A 19,056-nucleotide genomic window follows, 5' to 3' on the forward strand; every position below is an offset into this window, starting at 1 on the left:
AACGCTCTATGGGAGATCGCCGCTGATGCCGTCGCTTCCTTCGTGGCCTTCGCGTCGCCGCGGCGTCTTCGCCACGATGCGCGGGACACGAAGCCTCGCTCTGCTGGTCTTCCTCCTGCTGCCGGCGTTCGCCTTCGCGGCGCTCGATTTCCCCGCGCTCACCGGCCGCGTCGTCGATGACGCGCATATTATTCCGCCGGCGGCGCGGCAGGAGGTCGAGGCCAAGTCGAAGGCGCTGGAGGAGAAGTCGGGCATTCAGCTCGTCGTCGCCACAGTGCCGTCGCTGCAGGACACGGATATAGAGACTTTCGCCAATGGCCTGTTCCGCTTCTGGAAGCTCGGCGAGGCCAAGGTCAATAATGGCGTGCTGTTCCTCATCGCGCCCAATGAGCGGAAGATGCGCATAGAGGTCGGCTATGGGCTCGAGGGCACGCTCACCGACGCGCTCTCCAAGGTCATCATCGCCACGGCGGTGACGCCCAAGTTCAAGACCGGCGATTTCGGCGCCGGAATCGAGCGCGGCGTCGATGGAATCATCGAGGTGCTGAGCGGCGATTCCGCCGAATGGGAAAAGCGCGTGAAAGTGCGCGCCGAACATTCGGAGCCGGGCTTCGACGAGATCGTGCCTTTCATCATCTTCCTGCTCTTCATGTTCGTCTTCTTCTCCATGCTGGCCAACGCCCGCGGCGGCGGGCGGCGCCTCTATCGCGGCGGACGCGGGCCGATCGTCTATTTTCCGCCCTCGAACGACAGCTGGTCCGGCGGCTCCTCCTGGGGCGGCGGGGGCTCCTCGTCGGGGGGCGGATCTTGGGGCGATGGCGGCGGCGGATTTTCCGGCGGCGGCGGCTCGTCGGGCGGCGGCGGCGCCTCGGGGGATTGGTGATGCCCATTTCGGAAGCGGATCAGGCGCGCATAGCGGAGGCGATCGCCGCCGCCGAGCGGCGCACGGCGGGGGAGATCGTCTGCGTCCTGGCGCGCCGCTCCTCCGATTACGCCTATGTGCCGCCGCTGCTGGCGGCGCTCATCGCGCTCATCGCGCCTTGGCCGCTCGTCTTCTTCACCGAGCTCGGCGTGCGGCTCATTCTCGCCATTCAGATTCTCGTCTTCATCGGCGCGGCGCTGCTCTTTTCGCTGCCGCCCTTGCGGCTCGCGCTGACGCCGCGCTTCGTCAAGCGCGAGCGCGCCCATCGCGCGGCGATCGAGCAATTTTTCACGCGCGGCGTTTCGGCGACCAGGGAGCGCACCGGTGTGCTCATTTTCGTCTCGCTCGGCGAGCGCTATGCGCGCATCGTCGCGGACGAAGGGATCGCGGCGAAAATACCGGAGGAGGATTGGCGCGCGGCGCTCGATCTTCTGCTCGCGCGCGTGCGCGAGGGCCGCGTCGCCGACGGCTTTGTCGATGCGATCGGCGAATGCGCGCGGCTCTTGTCGAAACATGTGCCGCCCGGCGGCCATGAGGAGCTGCCGGACCGGATCTATGTGATCTGAAAAATCCCGGAGACGCCGGGGCGCTCCGGGAAGTCGCGCGAGGAGAAGGCTCTCAGCCGATCAGGCGGGTGAGCTGGTGAAGGACGACGATGAAAAAGGCGAGCGCGCCGACGATGCCGGCGACGGCTTTGAAGAGCTCCGCATTGCTGTGCATGACGATTCTCCCTCAGTGCAATTTTTCTTGTGACGATGACGCAGCGCATCGCCGTGGGGAAAACTGCGCCGCGTTTTCATCGCCGACAATTGCGCGCGCATGCGGCAGAATGGCGCGAAGCGCTCGAGCGAATTGAATTTGCGGCGGAAAGCGCGGCGGCTACAAAAAGTCGCGCCCAGCTAATTGCGAGACGGGCGCGCGATAGCCGCAACTCGACTCCGCCGTCGCCGCGTCGTTAATGGAAAAGCAATCTCTGTGGCGGCGATGCGCGGAAGCTATTCCAAGCATTAACCCGTTTACGTTAATATACGTAAGGCGCGAGTCGAGAGCGGCGCGCGTGAGCATTGGTGTGCGGATCGCCCGCGTGAAAGCGTGGCGCCGCCCGGTGGCGTGAGGCAGATGAGCATGGTGTTCCGCGGCAGTTTCGCGCGTGCGTCCGTTCTGGCGTTCGCAGTCGGACTCGGTTCGTCCTCGGGCGCCGCCGCCGAGCCGCGCGCGCCTTTCCGCGCGCCGCTCACCGTCGCGCCGCCGCCGCTGGTGCGGCAGCTCGAGGTCTCCTGGCTGCGCATGGAAGAGCCGCCGTCGGAGATTTTCGCGCCGCCGGAGACATCGGCGCTGCTTCCCGTCGTCAACTCCACCGCGCTCGCCGTGCTGCCCGTCGCCGGCGGCTTCGATGTCGCCGAGGCGCTGCTCGACGTGGAGCAGCGCGCTTTCGCATTCGCGCTCGACTCCTGGGCCGGCGCGGCGCGCGGCGTGGAGCAGCGCGCGCGGCGCAAAGCGGTCGCCGCCTTTTATGCGCAGCGCGCCTATAAGCCTTTGTGGCGCGAGGCCGGCGCCTGGCGCGCCTCGGCGCCCGCCGCCATAGAGCGGCTGAGCCGCGCGCGCGACGATGGTCTCGATCTGCGCGGTCTCGCCTATCCTTCGGAGACGAAGCTCGGCGGCGATGCGGATGAGCTCGCTTTGTCGGAGGCGGTCGTCGCCTATGCGGCTCAGGCCTCCGGCGGACGCATCGATCCGCGACGTCTGTCGCGTCTCATCGGCGCGCATCCCGCTCTGCCGGACGCCGGCGCCGTGCTCGCGACGATCGCCGCCGCAGGATCGCGCGCGGGCGATCTTCTGCAAGACTATAATCCGCCGCATGAGGGCTATCGCGCGTTGCGGGGAAAGCTGGTGGAACTGCGCAGCGCCGGCCTGCCGGAGCTCGACAGGCGCTTCGCCGAGGCCGCGCATTCGATCGCGCATGACGCCGCCCCGGGCCGCGAGGCGCCGAGCGCGCCGCCGCGCCGCTCCAATGCGCAGGTGGAGGCGGAGATCATCGCCAATATGGAGCGCTGGCGCTGGCTGCCGCGCGAGCTCGGCGAGAGCCGCATAGAGGTGAACATTCCCGATTTCGAGCTGGCTCTGGTGCGCGACGGACATGTCGCGCATCGCGCTCGCGTCATCGTCGGCAAGGAGGGCACGCCGACGCCGGTGTTCTCCGACAAGATGCAGTTCATCATCGTCAATCCCTATTGGAACGTGCCGCCGTCGATTTTGACGAAAGAGATGCTGCCCAAATTCGGCGGCGACCTCGGCGCCATCGCCGCGCGCGGCTATGAGGTGATCACGCGCAAGGGACAGACTTTCGTGCGGCAGAAGCCCGGCGAATCCAATGCGCTCGGGCGCATCAAATTCATGTTCCCCAATGATTTCTCCGTCTATCTGCACGACACGCCCAATCATGCGCTGTTCGCTTCGGCGCATCGCGCCCTCAGCCACGGCTGCGTGCGCGTCGATCAGCCCTTCCGCCTCGCCGAGGCGGTGCTGGGGCCGGGCAGCGGCTGGCCGGAGGAGCGTGTGCGCAAGCTCATCGGCGGCAATGAGCGCTACATAAATCTTTCGCGGCCGCTGCCGATCCACATCGAATATTTCACCGCTTTCGTGGATGACGCGGGACGCCTGCAATTGCGCGGCGATCTCTACGGCTATTCCGCCAAGGTGCGGCAGGCGCTCGGGCTCGAGGGGTGACGTCCCATGGATTGCGAGCCTTCAGGCTCGCCCTTCCTCGAGGTCACAGAGTCGGCGCGTAGCCGAAGGCTTGATTGAGGCGCGACAATGCGACGCCGAGATCGATGGCCGCGCTCGCCCGCGCGCGCTGCGCGTCGAGCTGCAATTGACGCACGCGATAGAGATCGAACGCATTGATCTCGCCGAGCCGGAAGGAGCGCCGCGCGAGATCGAACTGCTCGCTCGCCACGGCGAGGCGCTTGGCCGAGAGGCCGTCGGCGCGTCGCGCTGCGGCGACGGCGGCGCGCGCGGCGTTGATCTCCGCCGCGACCAGCCTTTGCGCGCGGGCGAATTCGGCGTTGGCGCGATCCATCTCCGCCTGCGCCTCGGCGATGCGCGGAATATTGCGGCCGGGCGTCGGCAGCGGAATACGAAAGCGCACGCCGACCGTATTATTGTTGGAGCGGATCGGATTTTCGGTTGCGGGCTCCGTGCCTTGCTCATTGCGGCCGAAGACGGCGATCTCGGGATTGTCGATGAAGCCGGTCTCGATGAGCCGCATCTGCGCCTGCGCTTTCCCGACGGCGGCGAGCGGCGCGCGCAGCGCCGGATGCTCCTCCGGCGGGCGCGCCGGCAATGGCGCCTCCAGCGTTCCATCCGGCGTCCCGCCGCCGGTCAGCACCTCATAGGCGGCGCGCGCGGCCTTGGCGGCGGCGTCGGTCTGCGCGACTTCCGTCTCGGCGGCGAGCGTCTCATTGCGCGCGAGCAATTCGTCCTGCGCGGCGTTTTCGCCCAGCTCGACGCGACGTTTCATGTCATTGCCGATATCGCGCGCCGTCGCCAGACGATCGCGCGCGACGGCCGCGTCCTTCGCCGTGCGCTGCGCCGTCCACCAGGCGTCGCGCAGCAGCGCCGCGACATCGAGCCGACGCAGCGCCAGACGCTCGTCGATCTCGACGACGCCGGCGGAGACATTGAGCTCATAGGCCTCGCGCTCGCCGGGCAGCCAGATCGGCATGCCGATCTCGAGCTCGGATTCGCGATAGCCCTGCACATTGCCTTTGACGCGCTCCTGCCGCGAGCCGCCGAAGAAGGGCGAGCCGGGCGTGAAGGAATTGGCCTGCGCATAGCGTGCGGACACGGCGCGGCGCTGCGCTTCCAGCGCCGCGCTCTGCGCATCTATGCCGATCGCCTGATCGAGATGGCGCGTGAGCACGAGGCCGAAGGGCTTGCCCGGCGCTTTCGGCTTTGCTTTGGGCTTCGCCTCTATCCCCGGCGGCAGCGGCGAGACGGTGAGCTTGGGCTTCGTCTGCGCGGCCGCGCTCGCGGCGAGGAGAAGGACGAGCGTGGTCGAGAGGAGCGGAGAAACGCAGCGCATAGGTTTCATCGGCGCTGAATCCGCCAGCGGGAATCCGGCGCCGTGGTGACGGCGGGCTGCGTCGCGGCGCGCTTGCGCAGCAGACGCTTGAAGTCGAAGCGATCGTAGAGAATGGGCAAGAGCAGCAGCGTGAGAGCGGTGGCGGTGACGAGGCCGCCGATGACGACGATGGCGAGCGGCCGTTGGATTTCCGCGCCCGGACCCTTGGCGAAGAGGAAGGGCGCGAGGCCGAGCGCGGCGATGGTCGCGGTGAGCAGCACGGGACGCATGCGGCGGCGGGCGCCTTCGCGCACCGCGTCATGCACGGCGCGGCCCTCGGCGACCAGCTTGTTGATATAGGAGATCAGCACCACGCCATTGAGCACGGCGATGCCGATGAGCGCGATGAAGCCGACGGACGCCGGCACGGAGAGGAACTCGCCGGAGAGCCAAAGCCCGATGACGCCGCCGATCGCCGCGAAAGGCACGTTGCAGAACACCAGCGCCGCCTGCGACATGGAATTGAAGGTGAGATAGAGCAACAGGAAGATGAGCCCCAGCGCCAGCGGCACGACGATGGCGAGCCGCGCCGAGGCGCGCTGCTGGTTCTCGAATTGCCCGCCCCACACCAGCTCATAGCCCGGCGGCGTATGCACCTCCTTGGCGACGGCGGCCTTGGCCTCGTCGACGAAGCCGACGAGATCGCGCCCCGTGACATTGGAGAGCACGGTGGCGTAGCGCCGCGCCTCCTCGCGAATGACCTGAATCGGACCGTTCTCTGCGCGTATGTCGGCAAGCTGCGACAATTCCACCACCTTGCCGTCGCCGGAGACCACCGGCACGCGCGCGAAATCCACCGGCGAGCGGCGCGAGACGGGATCGCCGCGTATGACGAGCGGCGTGCGGACCGGGCCTTCGAGCACGAGGCCGACCTGCGTGCCGTCCACCCACACGCGCAATCCGTCCTGAATATCGCTGGCGTTGAGGCCGAGGCGGCCGGCGGCCAGGCGATCGATGCGCGCGGTGAGATAGCGCATGCCGTCATTCTGCAGCGCGAAGACGTCGCGCGAGCCCTCGATCTTGCGCAATGTTCCGGCGATCTCGCGCGCGAGGCGGTTCAGCTCGTCTATGTCGTCGCCGAAGACCTTCACCACCACATCGCCGCGCGCGCCGATGATCATCTCCTGCACGCGCATGTCGATCGGCTGCGAGAAGGAGTAGGAAATGCCGGGGAAAGTGTCGAGCACCTTGCGCATCTCGCCGAGCAGCCAGGCGACGTTCGGCTCGCGCCATTTGTCCATCGGCGCGAGCGTCAGGAACATGTCGGTCTCATTGAGGCCGACGGGGTCGATGCCGAGCTCGTCCGCGCCGGCGCGCGCCATCACGCCCTTTATCTCCGGCACGCGCGCCATCAGCGCGCGCTCGATGCGCATGTCGGTCTCGGCGGTCATGTCGACGCTGATGGTCGGATGCTTGCGCACGGTGATAACCGGCGTGCCTTCGTCCATCACCGGCATGAAGGTCTGGCCGATGTGGTTGGAGGCGAGCAGCGCCAGAGCGAGGCCGACGGTCACGGCCGCGCCGACGACCATGGGCCGGCGCAGCGCACGCTCGAGCAGGGGATCGTAGAAGGCGGAGATTTTGCGCACCAGCCAAGGCTCGTCGCTGCCGCCGGCGCGCAGCAGAGAGGCGGCGAGCGCGGGCACCACTGTGAGCGAGAGAATGAGCGCCGAGCCCATGGCGAAGGCGATGGTGAGCGCGACCGGCGCGAACAGCCGCCCCTCGAGCCCCTCGAGCGAGAGCAGCGGCAAAAAGACGGTGATGATGATGACCGCGCCGGAGACGAGCGGGCCGGCGACCTCGCGCGTCGATTCGTAGGTGATGCGAACGCGGTCGGAAATATCCGCCTTTTCCATTCCGGCGAGGCGATGCTCGACATTCTCGACGACGACGACGGCGCAATCGACCAATATGCCGATGGCGATGGCGAGGCCGCCGAGCGACATGATGTTCGCCGAGAGCCCGTAGAGCCGCATGATGGCGAAGGTGGAGAGCGCGGCGAGCGGCAGGATCAGCGAGACGACCACCGCCGCGCGCAGATTGCCGAGGAAGAGGAACAGCAGAATGACGACGAGGACGATGGCCTCGATCAGCACTTTCTGCACCGTCCACACCGCTTTGGAGATGAGCTCGCTGCGGTCGTAGAAAATCTCGATTTTGACGCCTTCCGGCAGGCGCGGCTTCAGCTCCTCGAGCTTGGCCTTGACGCCGGAGACGACCGTGCTGGCGTCGGCGCCGCGCAGGCCCAGCACCAGCGCCCATACGGCCTCGTCCTCGCCATTGCGCGTGGTGACGCCATTGCGGGCCAGCGCGCCATTGCGCACATCCGCCACATCGCCGACGCGCACGATTCCGGTCGGCCGCGCGGCGACGACGACGGAGCGTATGTCGTCGAGCGTGCGCAGCCGTCCCTCGGCGCGCACCAGCAGCGCCTCCTCGCCGTCGCGCACGCGGCCGGCGCCGTCATTGCGGTTGTTCTCCGCGAGCGCGTCCTTCAGCATCTTCACCGTGATGCCGCGCGCCGCCATGGCGGAGGGCGAGGGCGCGACCTCGAAAGTGCGCACGAAGCCGCCGAGAACATTGACGTCGGCGACGCCGGGCAGGCCGCGCAATGCGGGACGTATGGTCCAATCGACGAGGCTGCGCTGCTCTGTCGGGGTGAGGCCGCCGCCGACGAGGGTGAACATCAGCATTTCGGCGAGCGGCGTCACGATGGGCGCGAGGCCGCCCGAGGCGCCCGCCGGCAGCTGATCGGCGACCGAGGCCAAGCGCTCGTTCACTTGCGTGCGCGCCCAGAAAATATCCGTGCCTTCGCTGAACTCGAAAGTGAGCAGCGCCACGGAATAGCGCGTCGTCGAGCGCATGCGCACGAGATTGGGAATGCCGCGCGCGGCGATCTCGATGGGCGCGGTGACTCGGTTCTCCAGCTCCTCCGGCGTCAGGCCCGGCGCGCGCATGGAGACGAGCACCTGCACCGGCGCGACATCGGGAAAAGCGTCGATCGGCAGCTTGGAATAGGCGTGCGCGCCCCAGGCGGCGAGAGCGATCGCCGCGAGAAAGACCAGAAGCCGCTGGCCCAGCGCCGCTTTGATGAGTTTATCGAGCATGTCGCGTTTCGCTCACTTAGCGCTCGGGTCTTTCGCCGCAAGCTCGGCGAGCAGCGTCAGCATGCCCCGCGTCGCCACTTGATCGGCGACGGCGAGCCGTCCTTGGATCGACGCATATTGCGGCGTCTCCGAGACGAGGATCACCGGCACGGCGCGGAAACCATCGGCGGAGCGTAGAAACACCCAGTCCTTGTCGCGATGATGCACGACGGCGTCGGCCGGCACGCGCCAGAGCGTCCCGCCGGTTCCTTTGATGCGCAGAATGGCCTGCACCGCCTGTCCGGGTCGAATCGGGGATTTGCCGGGCGAGAATTCCGCGACGGCGGTGATGGATTGCGTCGCCGGATCGGCGGTGCGGCCGATACGAATCAGCCTTCCCTCGACGCCATGGCTCGGCAGCACGACCTTATCCGTGCGGTCGAGCCCGGCGGCGCGGCCGATGGGAATTTGCAGATTGACCCATATCGGATCGAGCCGCGCTATGGTGACGAGCGGCGCCGAGGCCATCACGCGATCGCCCACCGTCGCATGGCGGGCGAGAATGACGCCGGACATGGGCGCGCGCACGGTGAGCGCCGCGCCCATCTTGCGCTCCTTGCGCAGCGATTCGATCGCCTGCTCGCTCATGCCGTCCAGCGCCAGCAATTGGCCGCGCTCGTCCTGGAGAGAGCGCGCCTGCGCGGCTTCCGCGCGCGTCACCAGAAGGCGGCGCTCCGCGATGATGCGCTCCTTGTACAGCTGCTCGTCGCGGCGCAGCTTCTCATTGGCCAGAGCGGCGTCGGCGGCGGCCTGCAGAAAGGCGCGCTGCGCCTCGATCAGTTCGGAGGATTTGAGCGTCGCGATCGGATCGCCGGCTTTCACCTCCTCGTCCGGCGAGACCAGCAGAGTCTCGACGAGGCCGGCGGCGGGGGCGGCCACCATGCGCAATTGCTGCGGCGGAACCGTCACCGTTCCGGGAACGACGAGCTCGTCGGAGCCGGAGCTTTTCTCCACCGGCTTCGTCTCTATGCCCGCGGCTTGAATGTCCTGCTCGCGCAGCGGAATGGAGACCTCGTCGGCGGCGCGGGCCACGCTCGCGAGAAGCGCGCCGGCCAGTCCGACGATGACGGCAAGATGCTGAAACTTTTGTATGTTCATTCCGCCTGGAACCGGTCTTTGCGTCTACGCGCAATTTCGCTTATCGAAGCTGACGAAAAGCTGACGAGCTCGAACTCGACGCTGACGCGACGACCAAATTCGAGCGGAGCATAGCACCGCAGCCCTTGCCCATGCGAATATTGCTGGTGGAAGATGACGAGCGCATTTCCCGCGACGTAGCGAAGGCGCTGCGCGCGGCGGGCTATGTCGTGGACATTGTCGCCAATGGCGAAGAGGCCTGGTTTCTCGGCGATACGGAGAATTTCGCCGCCGTCATTCTCGATCTCGGCCTGCCGGGGCTCGATGGGCTCGCCGTGCTGGAGCGCTGGCGCGAGCAGGGCCGCCGCATGCCGGTCTTGGCCTTGAGCGCGCGCGGCTCCTGGAGCGAGCGCGTCGCCGGCATAGACGCGGGCGCCGACGATTATCTGCCCAAGCCGTTCCAGCCCGAGGAATTGCTGGCGCGGCTGCGCTCCGTCATTCGCCGCTCGGCCGGCCACGCCTCCTCGGTGACGCGCAATGGCGCGCTTTCGCTCGACGAGCGCAGCATGACCATCAAGGTCGACGACAATACGGTCGAGCTCACGGCGATCGAATATCGTCTCGTCGCTTATCTTCTGCATCGGCGTGGGCAGGTGGTTCCGCAATCGGATCTCGCCGAGCATGTCTATGGCCATGACCAGCAGAGCTCCAACGCCGTGGAAGTGCTGATCGGCCGCGTGCGCAAGAAGCTCGGCGCGCAGGCGATCGAGACCAGGCGCGGTTTCGGCTATCTGATGCCCGATCTCGACCGATGAGAACGCGCTCGCTGCGCCTGCGGCTGTTTCTCTTCGGAGCCGCCGCCATCGCCGGCGCGCTGGCGCTCGTCGGCTTCGTGCTCGTGCTGCTGTTCGAGCATCATGTCGAGCGCACGATGGACGACGACATAGAGACCTATGTGCGCCAGCTCGTCTCCGATCTCGCGGTGGATTCCGATGGACGGCTGCGCGTCATCACCGCGACGCCGGACCCGCGTTTCGCGCGGTTTCGCTCGGGCTTCTATTGGCAGGTGGCCAGCGACGACGGAAGCGACGTCGAGCGTTCCGCCTCGCTCGGCGACGAGGCGCTGGAATTCTCCGGCCGCTGCGAAAGCGGCGAGCGCATCATCTATCATCGCCTGCGCGGGCCCTGGGGCAATGCGCTGCTCGGCGGCGAGCGTTGCGTCGCGCTCGGCGGAGCGGCGCCGTCGCGCCTGCGCGTGCTGGTGGCGCTCGATCTCGCCGGCGTCGCCCGCGCGCGAGACGCTTTTGCGGCCGAGCTGTTCGTCGCGCTCTTTCTCATCGCGATCGGCCTCGCCTTCGCCACCTGGATTCAGGTCGGGCTCGGCCTCGCGCCGCTCGCCGGCCTCGGCGTGGCGGTGGGCGAGATCGCCAAGGGTCGTCGTCGCCGGCTCGATTCGCCGGCGCCGCCGGAGGTGCAGCCGCTCATCGACGAGGTGAACGGATTGCTCGACGAGCGCGACAAGGAGATCGAGCGCGCGCGCAATCGCGCCTCCGATCTCGCCCATGGCTTGAAGACGCCGCTCACCGCGCTCGCCGCCGACGCCCGGCTCTTGCGCGAGAAGGGCGAGACCGAGATCGCGCGCTCGCTCGATCGCATCGGCGACGCCATGCATCGCCATGTCGCGCGCGAGCTGGCGCGGGCGAGGAGCCGCGGCGTCGCGCGCGGCGGCGCGCCGACGCCGGTCGCCGAAGTGGTGGACGCTTTGGCGCGCACGCTCGTCTCGGCGGGGACGGAGGCGCGTTTCGACATGCGCGTCGCGCCGCAGGCGCGCATCGCCGTCGATCGCGTCGATCTGATGGAGATTCTCGGCAATCTGATGGAGAACGCCGCCCGTCACGCGCGCGCGCGCATCTGCATCTCTTTCGGTGGCGGCGTCTTTATCGTCGAGGATGACGGGCCGGGCCTGCCGGAGGGCAGCGAGGCGCTGATCCGTCGCCGCGGCGGCCGTCTCGACGAGACCGGCGGCGCCGGCCTCGGCCTCGCCATCGTGCAGGATGTTCTCGACGCCTATGGCGCCGACATGCGCTTCTCGCGCTCGGCGCTCGGCGGGCTGCGCGTGGAGGTGGATTTGTCCGGCGCCGCCGAATTTCCCGCGGCGGGCTGAGCGCAGCTCAGCCGAATTTCAATCCCGAATCGATCGTCAGCCCGACGCCGACGCTGGCGAATTTGTCGCCGCGCACGATCTTCGCCTGCGGCGTATGCACGAGGCAGGCGCGCTCGATCGCCGGAATGAAAGTGCTGCCGCCGGTGAAGAACACCGTATCGACTTGCGCCGCCTTCACGCCCGCCGCCTTCAGGCAGCGCGCGACGCAATCGGAGAGCTTGCGGCATTCATTGGCGATCGTCTCCTCGAACAGCGCGCGCGACGTCTCGATCAGCAGCGCCTCGTCCAGATAGGCGAGATCGATCATCGCCGTCGCGGATTCGGAGAGCGTGATCTTCGCCTCTTCCACATCGCCGGCGACGCGATGGCCGGCGCGATCGTCGATCGCCTTGATGAAACGCTCGACCTTCTCCGGCTCGCCGGCGATGGCGCGCAGCTGCTTCAATTCCTCGAGGCTCTTGTTGTTGTAGAGGAAGGCGATGCGATGCCATTGCGCGAGATCGTGGAAATAGCCATTGGGCAGATCGAGCTCGGGGCGCTTCCGCTGCCGCGTCTGATAGCCGAACAAGGGCATGACCTGCTTGAGGCTCAGCCGATAGTCGAGATCGGTGCCGCCGACATGGACGCCGGAATTGGCGAGAATATCGTCCTTGCGGTCGATCTTGCGCCGATTCTTCGGCGAGACCTTCACAATGGAGAAATCGGAGGTGCCGCCGCCAATGTCGGCGATCAGCGCGATCTCCTCCCGCTCGATGCGCCGCTCGTAATCGAGCGCGGCGGCGATGGGCTCATATTGGAAGAGCACCTCTTTGAAGCCCTGCGCGCGGGCGGCGGCGGCGAGCTGCTCCTGCGCGGTGCGATCGGCGGCCTCATTGTCGTCGACGAAGAAGACCGGGCGGCCGAGCACGGCGTTGTCGATCGGCGCTCCGGCGCTCAGCTCGGTCTTGTCCTTCAGATGGCGCAGAAAGCTGCCCAATATCGCCGTGAAGGCGACGCGCTTGCCGCCGGCGGCGGTGGTCTCGTGAATGAGCGAGCCGCCGAGAATGCTCTTGATGGCGCGAAACAGACGGCCATTCTCGCGGTCGATATAGAGCGAGATGGCGGCGCGGCCGAAGCCGAGCTTGCCGCCATAGGCGGGGTAGAAGATCGCGCTTGGCAGCGAGACGCTGTCGCCCTCGAGCGGAACGAGCCTCGGCTCGCCCTCGGCCATATAGCCGACGGAGGAGTTGGAGGTTCCGAAATCGATCCCGCAAGCGAGGCTCACGCGATTGTCTCCTTGCTGTTCGCCGCGCGAGCGCAGAGCGAAAAACGCGCCGCCGCGCCGACGAAGATCGGCCGGATGACGGAGCGATGGGGGTTGTCGGCTTTGGGGCGCGGCCGCGGGGAGGGCGGCCGTCCAAATCTGGCGCGAAACTGCAATTTTTCGCGCGGATTTGCAAATGGGCGGGGGGCGACTGGAAATCTTTGCTCGGATCGATTTGCACGGCACAACGAGAGCGTCTCTGGATCAGAGACGTACAAATCAATGGCACATGCAACCAGTCACAAAGCGCACGATCGTTCAAATGGGCCAAACTTTCACGGCATATTCTGCCAATTCCGCTTGGCGCTTTTCAATTTGTTTTGGTCCCCAGGTTCTATTTTTTGCGATTTCGCTGGTCAACACGAACGGGCTTGCCTTCAAGGTCGCCTTTTTTTGCAAGAATGATTTGTTTCCGAGGTCTACGTTTTGCCGAGAGTTTAACAGCGCCATATTGCCTATGCGTTTGTAGAACGCGCTAGCGACGTCTGGTTCAATATCCCAATCTACAGAAGGGGTTACAGGAAGTATGTGCTCAAGGTTAACTGCCGCAGTATCTTCATTTGGCAGCAGTTGTGGATGTCTTTCATCTTTTACGTACAGCTCCATTGCTCTTAGATAGTATCTCGCAAGATTTGTCTTGCGAACAGTTGCTGTTGAAAACGCCCTCTTGAAGCTCTCATCGTTTGGGACGACATCAGCCATCTTATCTCGAAGCTGTTTTGCTGTGGAGATGTCTCCCTTTGTTATGTCTCGTGCCCTTAAGCCATAGTTCTTATCCAGCACTCCGCCGCCGCCGCCGCCAGCAATAAGAAATCGGACCGACCAGGATACCATTAACTCTAACGCCTTTTCGGCTTCTTTGACAGAGAAGTTTCGAACGACAGCAAGGATCAGTGGACGAATCTGCTCGCCTCCGAGCTCGTGACTTATTGTATACAAGGAATCTTTTGCGCTGCGGCTAAATTCGTTCCACCTTGAGTGGTCTCTAGGTAATAATATAGCGATGTAATCGCTCGCATTTGAGGAAAGCGCTGCGATAGTTTCGACAGCTTGACGCTCACCTTTCACAAACGTTTCGATTGCGTTTCCTAACTCTCTCTCAGTTGTTGGGCCGTGTTGTGATACCCAGAAGTGCCTCACGAACTTTAAGAGAAGGTCGTCCTCTCCAAAGCCCTCTATTACAGTAATCATTTGAATCCACCGAGGGTGGACATCAGAAATTCTTTCCTTTGCAAGATCAAATAGGAAGTTCTTCAAAATGTCTATCTGTGACGCGTCCATGCCTCGGGCATTCAATGTTTCGAACATTTTGAATGCGTTGCCGACTTTTCCTGGAACCATAATAATAATTATCTTTGCAGACTCTCGAAGAAAATCTATCCAGTCATAGAGTCTGGTGGCTTTTTCGTTCTGTGGCAGAGCCGCGACTATTTTTCTTACATGACTTGCCGCGAGTTTGGCTGCTGTTGACAGTCGATCATGCGAATTAAAATGCTGTCCGATAAATGGCTTTCTATCCTTCGGTGATTTTAGGACGGAGGAAATAAAAAAGTCATGATCCTCAAAATTCAGATAAAACTTCGGAGTCGAATCCTTCTTGCGTGGGTCGTAATCTAGAAGAAACGTGGATTGATATTTTAATGCGCCGTCAACGTCTCCCAACTCCAGCAGGAAGTCCCTGACGGCTGCAATCAAAATCGATGTCGTAGCAAGCCTCTGCTGGCCATCGGCAACCTCCCAATCTTTATTATGTCCACGTGTCAAAACAATTGTGCCAAGAAAATATATTGCTACACCTTCGTCAAAGGCGCGATAAAGATCGTCCAAGAGGGTTTGGACCTCATCCTCAGACCAGGCATAGGATCGCTGATTGAGAGGCACCCGCAATGTGCGCTGGGCAATCGCTTCGGCAACGCCTCGCTCCTCAAAACTTAGCCCTGTAGATACCGTGTCCATTATTTTTCATCTCGCCTGAGTCTTGCGAAGGGAACTCGTCGTCCCGCATCTTCAAGTTCGATTCTCGATGCTCGCCGCAACCGCTCGCGGACCCATGCGGATAGCGGGATACCCGCCAGTTCAGCCGCTTCTTCGAACGCCCGCTTCTCTTCTGGCTGGAGTCGGAGCTTCATGGATTCAGTCTTCTGCATTTCCGGTCCTCCGTCAAGGAGGAATGTTCCCACAATTAACACACATACGCAATATAGGTATTGACGCGTGGGATAATTGTGCCCACATTTGTTGCTCTTATCGACTGCGCGCCTAATAACTGCCGCTCCGATTGCAGTGCGACTACAGCCTTTTCGGCAGAGGAGGCGCCTGTGCAACCGATGGTGGTCGGCCCCGAGACTGATGACTGGGTCATCAGTCTCGGGTCAAATTCTCTGGATACGAGGCAACCAGGACTATTCGCCCTCACTGCTTCTTCAGCACGCAGCCTTCATTGCAGGTGTCGCGGAAAATGCCGACCTCGTGGATCGCCGGCAGGGAGGGCTCGAGGTCGTTCCATATATAGACGCAGAGATTTTCGAGCGTCGGCTTGCCGAGCCCTTCCAGCTCGTTGAGGAAGGAATGGTCCAGCCGCTCGCGCAGCTGCTGCAGCCGCGCGCCGAGCTTGCCGAGATCCATGACCCATTCCTCGCCGTCCTGGCGCGGGCCGCGCAAAGTCACCCGCACGCGGAAGGAATGCCCGTGCAGATTGCGGTATTTCCCGCCGGTCGGGTGATCCGGGTCGTAGAGGGCGTGCGCCGCCTCGAAGCAGAACTCCCGATAGACTTCGAACAGAACCGTCATTTCACCCCGATGGCCTTATGCGTCTGATGCGAGAACCGCCAGCGCGGATGCGCGAGGCAATAGTCGATCGCCGCCCTCGTATTGCGCAAACTCTCCGGCCCGTCCATGGGCTGGAGCAGGAAATGGTCGAAGGCGAGCCCCTCGAACAGCTCCGGCTCGGCGCCTTTTTGCGGATAGACGAGCTTGAGCTCGTCGCCCCTGGTCTGGACCAGCGGCGCGCCCGCCTTGGGGCTGACGCAGATCCAGTCGACCGCAGGCGGGACGGGAAGCGTCCCATTGGTCTCGACCGCGATCTCGAAACCCTCGGCGTGGAGCGCGTCGAGAAGCGCGGCGTCGATTTGCAACAGAGGCTCGCCGCCGGTCAAGACGACGAAACGCCGCTCGCGGCCTTCCCCCCAGAGATGCGCCAAATGGGCGGCGAGGGCTTCGGCGCCCGAGAATTTCCCGCCATTCTCGCCGTCGACGCCGACGAAATCCGTGTCGCAGAAGCGGCAGTCGGCGGCGCTCCGGTCGGCCTCGCGGCCGCTCCACAGATTGCAGCCGGCGAAACGGCAGAAGACGGCGGCCCGCCCGGAATGGCGGCCCTCCCCCTGCAGCGTCTTGAAGGCTTCCTTGACCGCATAGGCCATGGTTTTTTGGTCCCGTGGAGCGATCGGGACTGATTAGGGCCTCGCGCGGCGGGGGTCCAGCGGGGCCGCGCGTTCACCCGTTCTTCGGCCGCTCATAGCGGTCTATGCCCGGCTCTGGGGCGCGCGGGCGCGGGTCGAGGCTGCGGATATAGGAGACGATATCGTCGATCTCGCGCCGCGAGAGATGCATGTCCGGCATTTTGGGATGCGGATCGACGAGGAAATTGGCCAGGGCCTTGGCGTCCGTGCGGCGCTGGGCGACGTCGGCGAAGGAGGGGGCGTCGGCGTTGGCGGTCTTCTGGGCGCTCGTCACCACATGGCAGGCGGAGCACCAGCGCTCGGCGATGCGCTTCCCTTGGCCGGCGTCGCCGGCGGCGGCCGGCGCGCAAAAGGCCGCGAGCAGGGCCAGCGACGGAAAGAGGTGGCGCGAGAGTTTCATGCGGGGCTCCTCCGGCTCGTCGCGAGAGCGGGCGGCTCGCCCGACTCGCAGAAGAGACATGAGACCACGAATCCGCGCCGCCGAGAATCGCGGGTCGCGCCGAGGGGCCGCGACCAGACAGCGCAGGCGCGGGCGCCGATCAGGCCGCCTCCGCCTCGGCTTTTTCGGCCGGCCGCAGCGTCACTCTCGCGATGAGGCCATGCGGCTCGCGGTCGAGCAGCCGCAGCGAGCCGCCGGCCTCCTCGAGGAGGGCGCGCACGATGGAGAGGCCGAGGCCGAAGCCGGCGTGCTCGTTGAGATTGCGTCCCGGCCGGCCGCGCACGAAAGGCTCGACGACCTCGGCCTTTTCCGCGTCGGGAATGCCGGGGCCGTCGTCGGCGACGTCGATCTGGACGCTCTCCTCGGCTCCGCGCGCCACCGATATGACCACGCGGCGTCCATGGGTGACGGCGTTTTCGACCAGATTGGCGAAGACGCGCTGCAGATCGACGAGCGAGCCGATCACCATGCGCCGCCCGTCGCCCTCATAGGCGACGTCATGGCCGAGATCGGCGAATTGATCGGCCACCGTCTGCAGCACGCTGTCGAGATCGACGATCTCCTGCGTGTGGCGATAGCGCTCCTCGCGCAGGAAAAGCAGATTCTTGTAGAGCATCGAATCCATGAGCTCGACGTCGTGCAGCATTTTGGCGCGCAAGGCCTCGTCGTCGATGAATTCGGCGCGCAGCCGCATGCGCGTGATGATGGTGCGCAGATCATGGCTGATCGCCGCCAGCACGCGCGAGCGCGCCGCGATCATCGAATAGATGCGCGCCTGCATGCGGTTGAGCGAGCGCGTGAGGTCGCGCACCTCCTGCGGGCCTTTTTCCACCAGCAGGGCGCTCTCGCAGGACTCGCTCGGGAATTTCTCCGCCCTGTGGGCGAGCTCGACGAGCGGCGCGACGACCGCGCTCGAGGTCCACAGCGTCAAAATGGCGGCGCAGATGAGGAAGAAGAACGCCGAGGCGAGCCAGATGCCCAACAGATGCGGCAGATCGGGCGTAGGCGCCGGGCAGCCCTGTGGCTGCGGGGGCGCGGGGCCTCCCGGCGCGCCGAAAAAATCATCCGGCGGCGGGCCGCGCGGGCCGTCCTCGCCGAACGCGTCCCGTCGCGGTTCGCGCGAGATCGGGGTGAGCGTCAGATAGCCGCCCTTGCGCAGCGCAATGGCGAGGCGACGGCCGTCGGGCGCTATGCCGAAGACCTCTGCATCGGGCCATAGCCGCCCGCGCAGCGAGATCGGCGAAGGCTCGCTGCGGCCGGCTTGCGCCGCGGGCGGACGCTCGGCGGAGACGCTCGGCCGAATTCCATGGGTGAGGTCGTCGAAAACGACGACGAGCTTCTCGCGATCGGCGAGGGAGGCGAGATCGAAGGCCCAGGCGAGAGCGGCGGCCGTCTCGGCGGAAGCGGCGCGCGCGCGCGGCGGCCGTTCCTCGCGAACGCCGCCGCGCTCATAGTGGAAGACATGCACGGCGATCGTCACGCAGAGGTGGAACAGCACGATCGAGGCGAGCACCAGAATGGCGATCTGCCCGGCGAGATGATCGGGCCGCAGCGCGCGCCAGAAACGCCTCACGCGCGCACCACCTGCGGCGTGAACAAATAGCCCTCCGAGCGTATGGTTTGAATATAGCGTGGGTTCTTGGGGTCGCCCTCCATCTTCTGGCGCAGCCGGCTGATGAGCACGTCTATGCTGCGCTGGAAGGGGCCGGCAGTCGGGCCATGGGTGAGATCGATGAGCTGGTCGCGCGTCAGCACGCGATTGGGCCGCTCGCACAGCGCGTAGAGAAGATCGAACTCGGCGCTGGTGAGCGCCACCTTGGTGCCGGCGGGCGTCGTCACCTGATGCGCCATTATGTCCACGCGCCAGCCTTCGAACAGATAATAGCGCGAGCTCGTCTCGTCGCGGCTGGCGAAGGCGGCGCGGGCGCGGCGCAGCACCGAGCGGATGCGGGCGAGCAATTCGCGCGGATTGAAGGGCTTCACCAGATAATCGTCGGCGCCCATCTCGAGCCCGAGAATGCGGTCGACGTCCTCGCCCTGCGCGGTGACGATGACGATGGGCAGATTGCGGTCGGCGCGCAGGCGGCGGCAGATGGAGAGGCCGTTCTCGCCCGGCAGATTGAGATCGAGGATCACGAGGTCGAACTCGCGCTTGGCGAGCGCCGCGTCCATTGTCGCGCCATCGGCGACGACGGAGACGTCGATCTGATGGGTCTGCAGATAGCGAGAGATCAATTCGCCGATTTCGGAGTCGTCCTCGACCAGGAGGATCGCGTCTGTCTTCGTCACTCGAGCGCACCTGAGGGAATCGTGGGCGGCGGCCTGGCCGTCGCGTCGGATCGAGGTCTATCCCGCCAATATGTCTCGATCGTTTCCGGGTCGGAATTAGGGCGGGCGCGACCAAGGCGTTTTCCCGCCATTTTT

Annotated in this window: 16 protein-coding genes; 5 read left to right on the forward strand and 11 right to left on the reverse strand. The window is 65.2% G+C overall.

Annotation, left to right across the window (positions count from 1 at the left end; genetic code table 11):
- Positions 1 to 76 precede the first annotated feature (76 nt).
- The 3 genes from METLW4_RS0100190 (at position 77) to METLW4_RS0100205 (ending at position 3,649) form a co-directional block, all read left to right on the forward strand.
- A complete protein-coding gene (locus METLW4_RS0100190) occupies positions 77 to 883 on the forward strand; it encodes a TPM domain-containing protein (RefSeq protein ID WP_026191127.1) in 807 nt (268 codons plus the stop codon).
- Positions 883 to 1,488: a TPM domain-containing protein gene (locus METLW4_RS0100195; protein WP_018264178.1), complete on the forward strand. Its 606-nt coding sequence runs from the start codon at positions 883 to 885 to the stop codon at positions 1,486 to 1,488. Before METLW4_RS0100190 ends, METLW4_RS0100195 begins: the two co-directional genes overlap by 1 nt.
- A 553-nt stretch (positions 1,489 to 2,041) precedes the next feature.
- Positions 2,042 to 3,649, forward strand: a complete 1,608-nt coding sequence (locus METLW4_RS0100205; protein WP_018264180.1) for a L,D-transpeptidase family protein — start codon at positions 2,042 to 2,044, stop codon at positions 3,647 to 3,649.
- A gap of 43 nt (positions 3,650 to 3,692) precedes the next feature.
- Here the strand turns inward: METLW4_RS0100205 and METLW4_RS0100210 are convergent, their stop codons facing one another.
- From METLW4_RS0100210 to METLW4_RS0100220, 3 genes are read right to left on the reverse strand one after another with little or no spacing between them, the layout of a single operon-like run.
- Positions 3,693 to 5,006 carry a TolC family protein gene (locus METLW4_RS0100210; protein ID WP_018264181.1) on the reverse strand — a complete coding sequence of 438 codons (1,314 nt, stop codon included), beginning with the start codon at positions 5,004 to 5,006 and terminating at the stop codon, positions 3,693 to 3,695.
- 5 nt (positions 5,007 to 5,011) lie between these two features.
- Positions 5,012 to 8,152, reverse strand: a complete 3,141-nt coding sequence (locus METLW4_RS0100215; RefSeq protein ID WP_018264182.1) for an efflux RND transporter permease subunit — start codon at positions 8,150 to 8,152, stop codon at positions 5,012 to 5,014.
- 12 nt (positions 8,153 to 8,164) lie between these two features.
- Positions 8,165 to 9,289, reverse strand: coding sequence for an efflux RND transporter periplasmic adaptor subunit (locus METLW4_RS0100220; protein WP_018264183.1), 1,125 nt, complete (start codon positions 9,287 to 9,289; stop codon positions 8,165 to 8,167).
- A 131-nt stretch (positions 9,290 to 9,420) separates the two neighbouring features.
- On the opposite strand from METLW4_RS0100220, the gene METLW4_RS0100225 reads away from it, so the two are divergent.
- Together METLW4_RS0100225 and METLW4_RS0100230 are read left to right on the forward strand one after the other, a co-directional pair.
- Complete coding sequence (locus METLW4_RS0100225) at positions 9,421 to 10,083, forward strand: response regulator transcription factor (protein ID WP_018264184.1); 663 nt, start codon at positions 9,421 to 9,423, stop codon at positions 10,081 to 10,083.
- The gene (locus METLW4_RS0100230; protein WP_018264185.1) at positions 10,080 to 11,432 is read left to right on the forward strand and encodes an ATP-binding protein; all 1,353 of its coding nucleotides are present in this window, start codon (positions 10,080 to 10,082) and stop codon (positions 11,430 to 11,432) included. The genes METLW4_RS0100225 and METLW4_RS0100230 overlap by 4 nt, the downstream gene beginning before the upstream one ends.
- Before the next feature lie 7 nt (positions 11,433 to 11,439).
- On the opposite strand, the gene METLW4_RS0100235 is transcribed toward METLW4_RS0100230, so the two are convergent.
- The 8 genes from METLW4_RS0100235 to METLW4_RS0100265 form a co-directional block, all read right to left on the reverse strand.
- Positions 11,440 to 12,696: an Hsp70 family protein gene (locus METLW4_RS0100235; RefSeq protein WP_018264186.1), complete on the reverse strand. Its 1,257-nt coding sequence runs from the start codon at positions 12,694 to 12,696 to the stop codon at positions 11,440 to 11,442.
- A 297-nt stretch (positions 12,697 to 12,993) separates the two neighbouring features.
- Positions 12,994 to 14,691: a DUF262 domain-containing protein gene (locus METLW4_RS26815; RefSeq protein ID WP_083919162.1), complete on the reverse strand. Its 1,698-nt coding sequence runs from the start codon at positions 14,689 to 14,691 to the stop codon at positions 12,994 to 12,996.
- Positions 14,691 to 14,882: a plasmid mobilization protein gene (locus tag METLW4_RS27450; protein WP_157234700.1), complete on the reverse strand. Its 192-nt coding sequence runs from the start codon at positions 14,880 to 14,882 to the stop codon at positions 14,691 to 14,693. The genes METLW4_RS26815 and METLW4_RS27450 overlap by 1 nt, the downstream gene beginning before the upstream one ends.
- A gap of 265 nt (positions 14,883 to 15,147) precedes the next feature.
- Positions 15,148 to 15,525, reverse strand: coding sequence for a 6-pyruvoyl trahydropterin synthase family protein (locus METLW4_RS0100245; protein ID WP_018264188.1), 378 nt, complete (start codon positions 15,523 to 15,525; stop codon positions 15,148 to 15,150).
- Positions 15,522 to 16,154: a 7-carboxy-7-deazaguanine synthase gene (gene queE, locus METLW4_RS0100250; protein WP_018264189.1), complete on the reverse strand. Its 633-nt coding sequence runs from the start codon at positions 16,152 to 16,154 to the stop codon at positions 15,522 to 15,524. The genes METLW4_RS0100245 and queE overlap by 4 nt, the downstream gene beginning before the upstream one ends.
- A 73-nt stretch (positions 16,155 to 16,227) precedes the next feature.
- Positions 16,228 to 16,593 carry a c-type cytochrome gene (locus METLW4_RS23500; RefSeq protein WP_018264190.1) on the reverse strand — a complete coding sequence of 122 codons (366 nt, stop codon included), beginning with the start codon at positions 16,591 to 16,593 and terminating at the stop codon, positions 16,228 to 16,230.
- A 139-nt stretch (positions 16,594 to 16,732) separates the two neighbouring features.
- Entirely contained in the window at positions 16,733 to 18,205 is a 1,473-nt protein-coding gene (locus METLW4_RS0100260) for an ATP-binding protein (protein WP_018264191.1), read from the reverse strand.
- A complete protein-coding gene (locus METLW4_RS0100265; RefSeq protein ID WP_018264192.1) occupies positions 18,202 to 18,921 on the reverse strand; it encodes a response regulator in 720 nt (239 codons plus the stop codon). Before METLW4_RS0100265 ends, METLW4_RS0100260 begins: the two co-directional genes overlap by 4 nt.
- Between the last annotated feature and the right edge of the window lie 135 nt (positions 18,922 to 19,056).

It is taken from the genome of Methylosinus sp. LW4 (assembly GCF_000379125.1).
Lineage (GTDB): Bacteria > Pseudomonadota > Alphaproteobacteria > Rhizobiales > Beijerinckiaceae > Methylosinus.

Coding starts and splice junctions, on each gene's coding strand:
- METLW4_RS0100190 (WP_026191127.1), top strand. CDS start 77: ATGCGCGGGACACGAAGCCTCGCTCTGCTGGTCTTCCTCCTGCTGCCG.
- METLW4_RS0100195 (WP_018264178.1), top strand. CDS start 883: ATGCCCATTTCGGAAGCGGATCAGGCGCGCATAGCGGAGGCGATCGCC.
- METLW4_RS0100205 (WP_018264180.1), top strand. CDS start 2,042: ATGAGCATGGTGTTCCGCGGCAGTTTCGCGCGTGCGTCCGTTCTGGCG.
- METLW4_RS0100210 (WP_018264181.1), bottom strand. CDS start 5,006: ATGCGCTGCGTTTCTCCGCTCCTCTCGACCACGCTCGTCCTTCTCCTC.
- METLW4_RS0100215 (WP_018264182.1), bottom strand. CDS start 8,152: ATGCTCGATAAACTCATCAAAGCGGCGCTGGGCCAGCGGCTTCTGGTC.
- METLW4_RS0100220 (WP_018264183.1), bottom strand. CDS start 9,289: ATGAACATACAAAAGTTTCAGCATCTTGCCGTCATCGTCGGACTGGCC.
- METLW4_RS0100225 (WP_018264184.1), top strand. CDS start 9,421: ATGCGAATATTGCTGGTGGAAGATGACGAGCGCATTTCCCGCGACGTA.
- METLW4_RS0100230 (WP_018264185.1), top strand. CDS start 10,080: ATGAGAACGCGCTCGCTGCGCCTGCGGCTGTTTCTCTTCGGAGCCGCC.
- METLW4_RS26815 (WP_083919162.1), bottom strand. CDS start 14,691: ATGGACACGGTATCTACAGGGCTAAGTTTTGAGGAGCGAGGCGTTGCC.
- METLW4_RS27450 (WP_157234700.1), bottom strand. CDS start 14,882: ATGCAGAAGACTGAATCCATGAAGCTCCGACTCCAGCCAGAAGAGAAG.
- METLW4_RS0100245 (WP_018264188.1), bottom strand. CDS start 15,525: ATGACGGTTCTGTTCGAAGTCTATCGGGAGTTCTGCTTCGAGGCGGCG.
- queE (WP_018264189.1), bottom strand. CDS start 16,154: ATGGCCTATGCGGTCAAGGAAGCCTTCAAGACGCTGCAGGGGGAGGGC.
- METLW4_RS23500 (WP_018264190.1), bottom strand. CDS start 16,593: ATGAAACTCTCGCGCCACCTCTTTCCGTCGCTGGCCCTGCTCGCGGCC.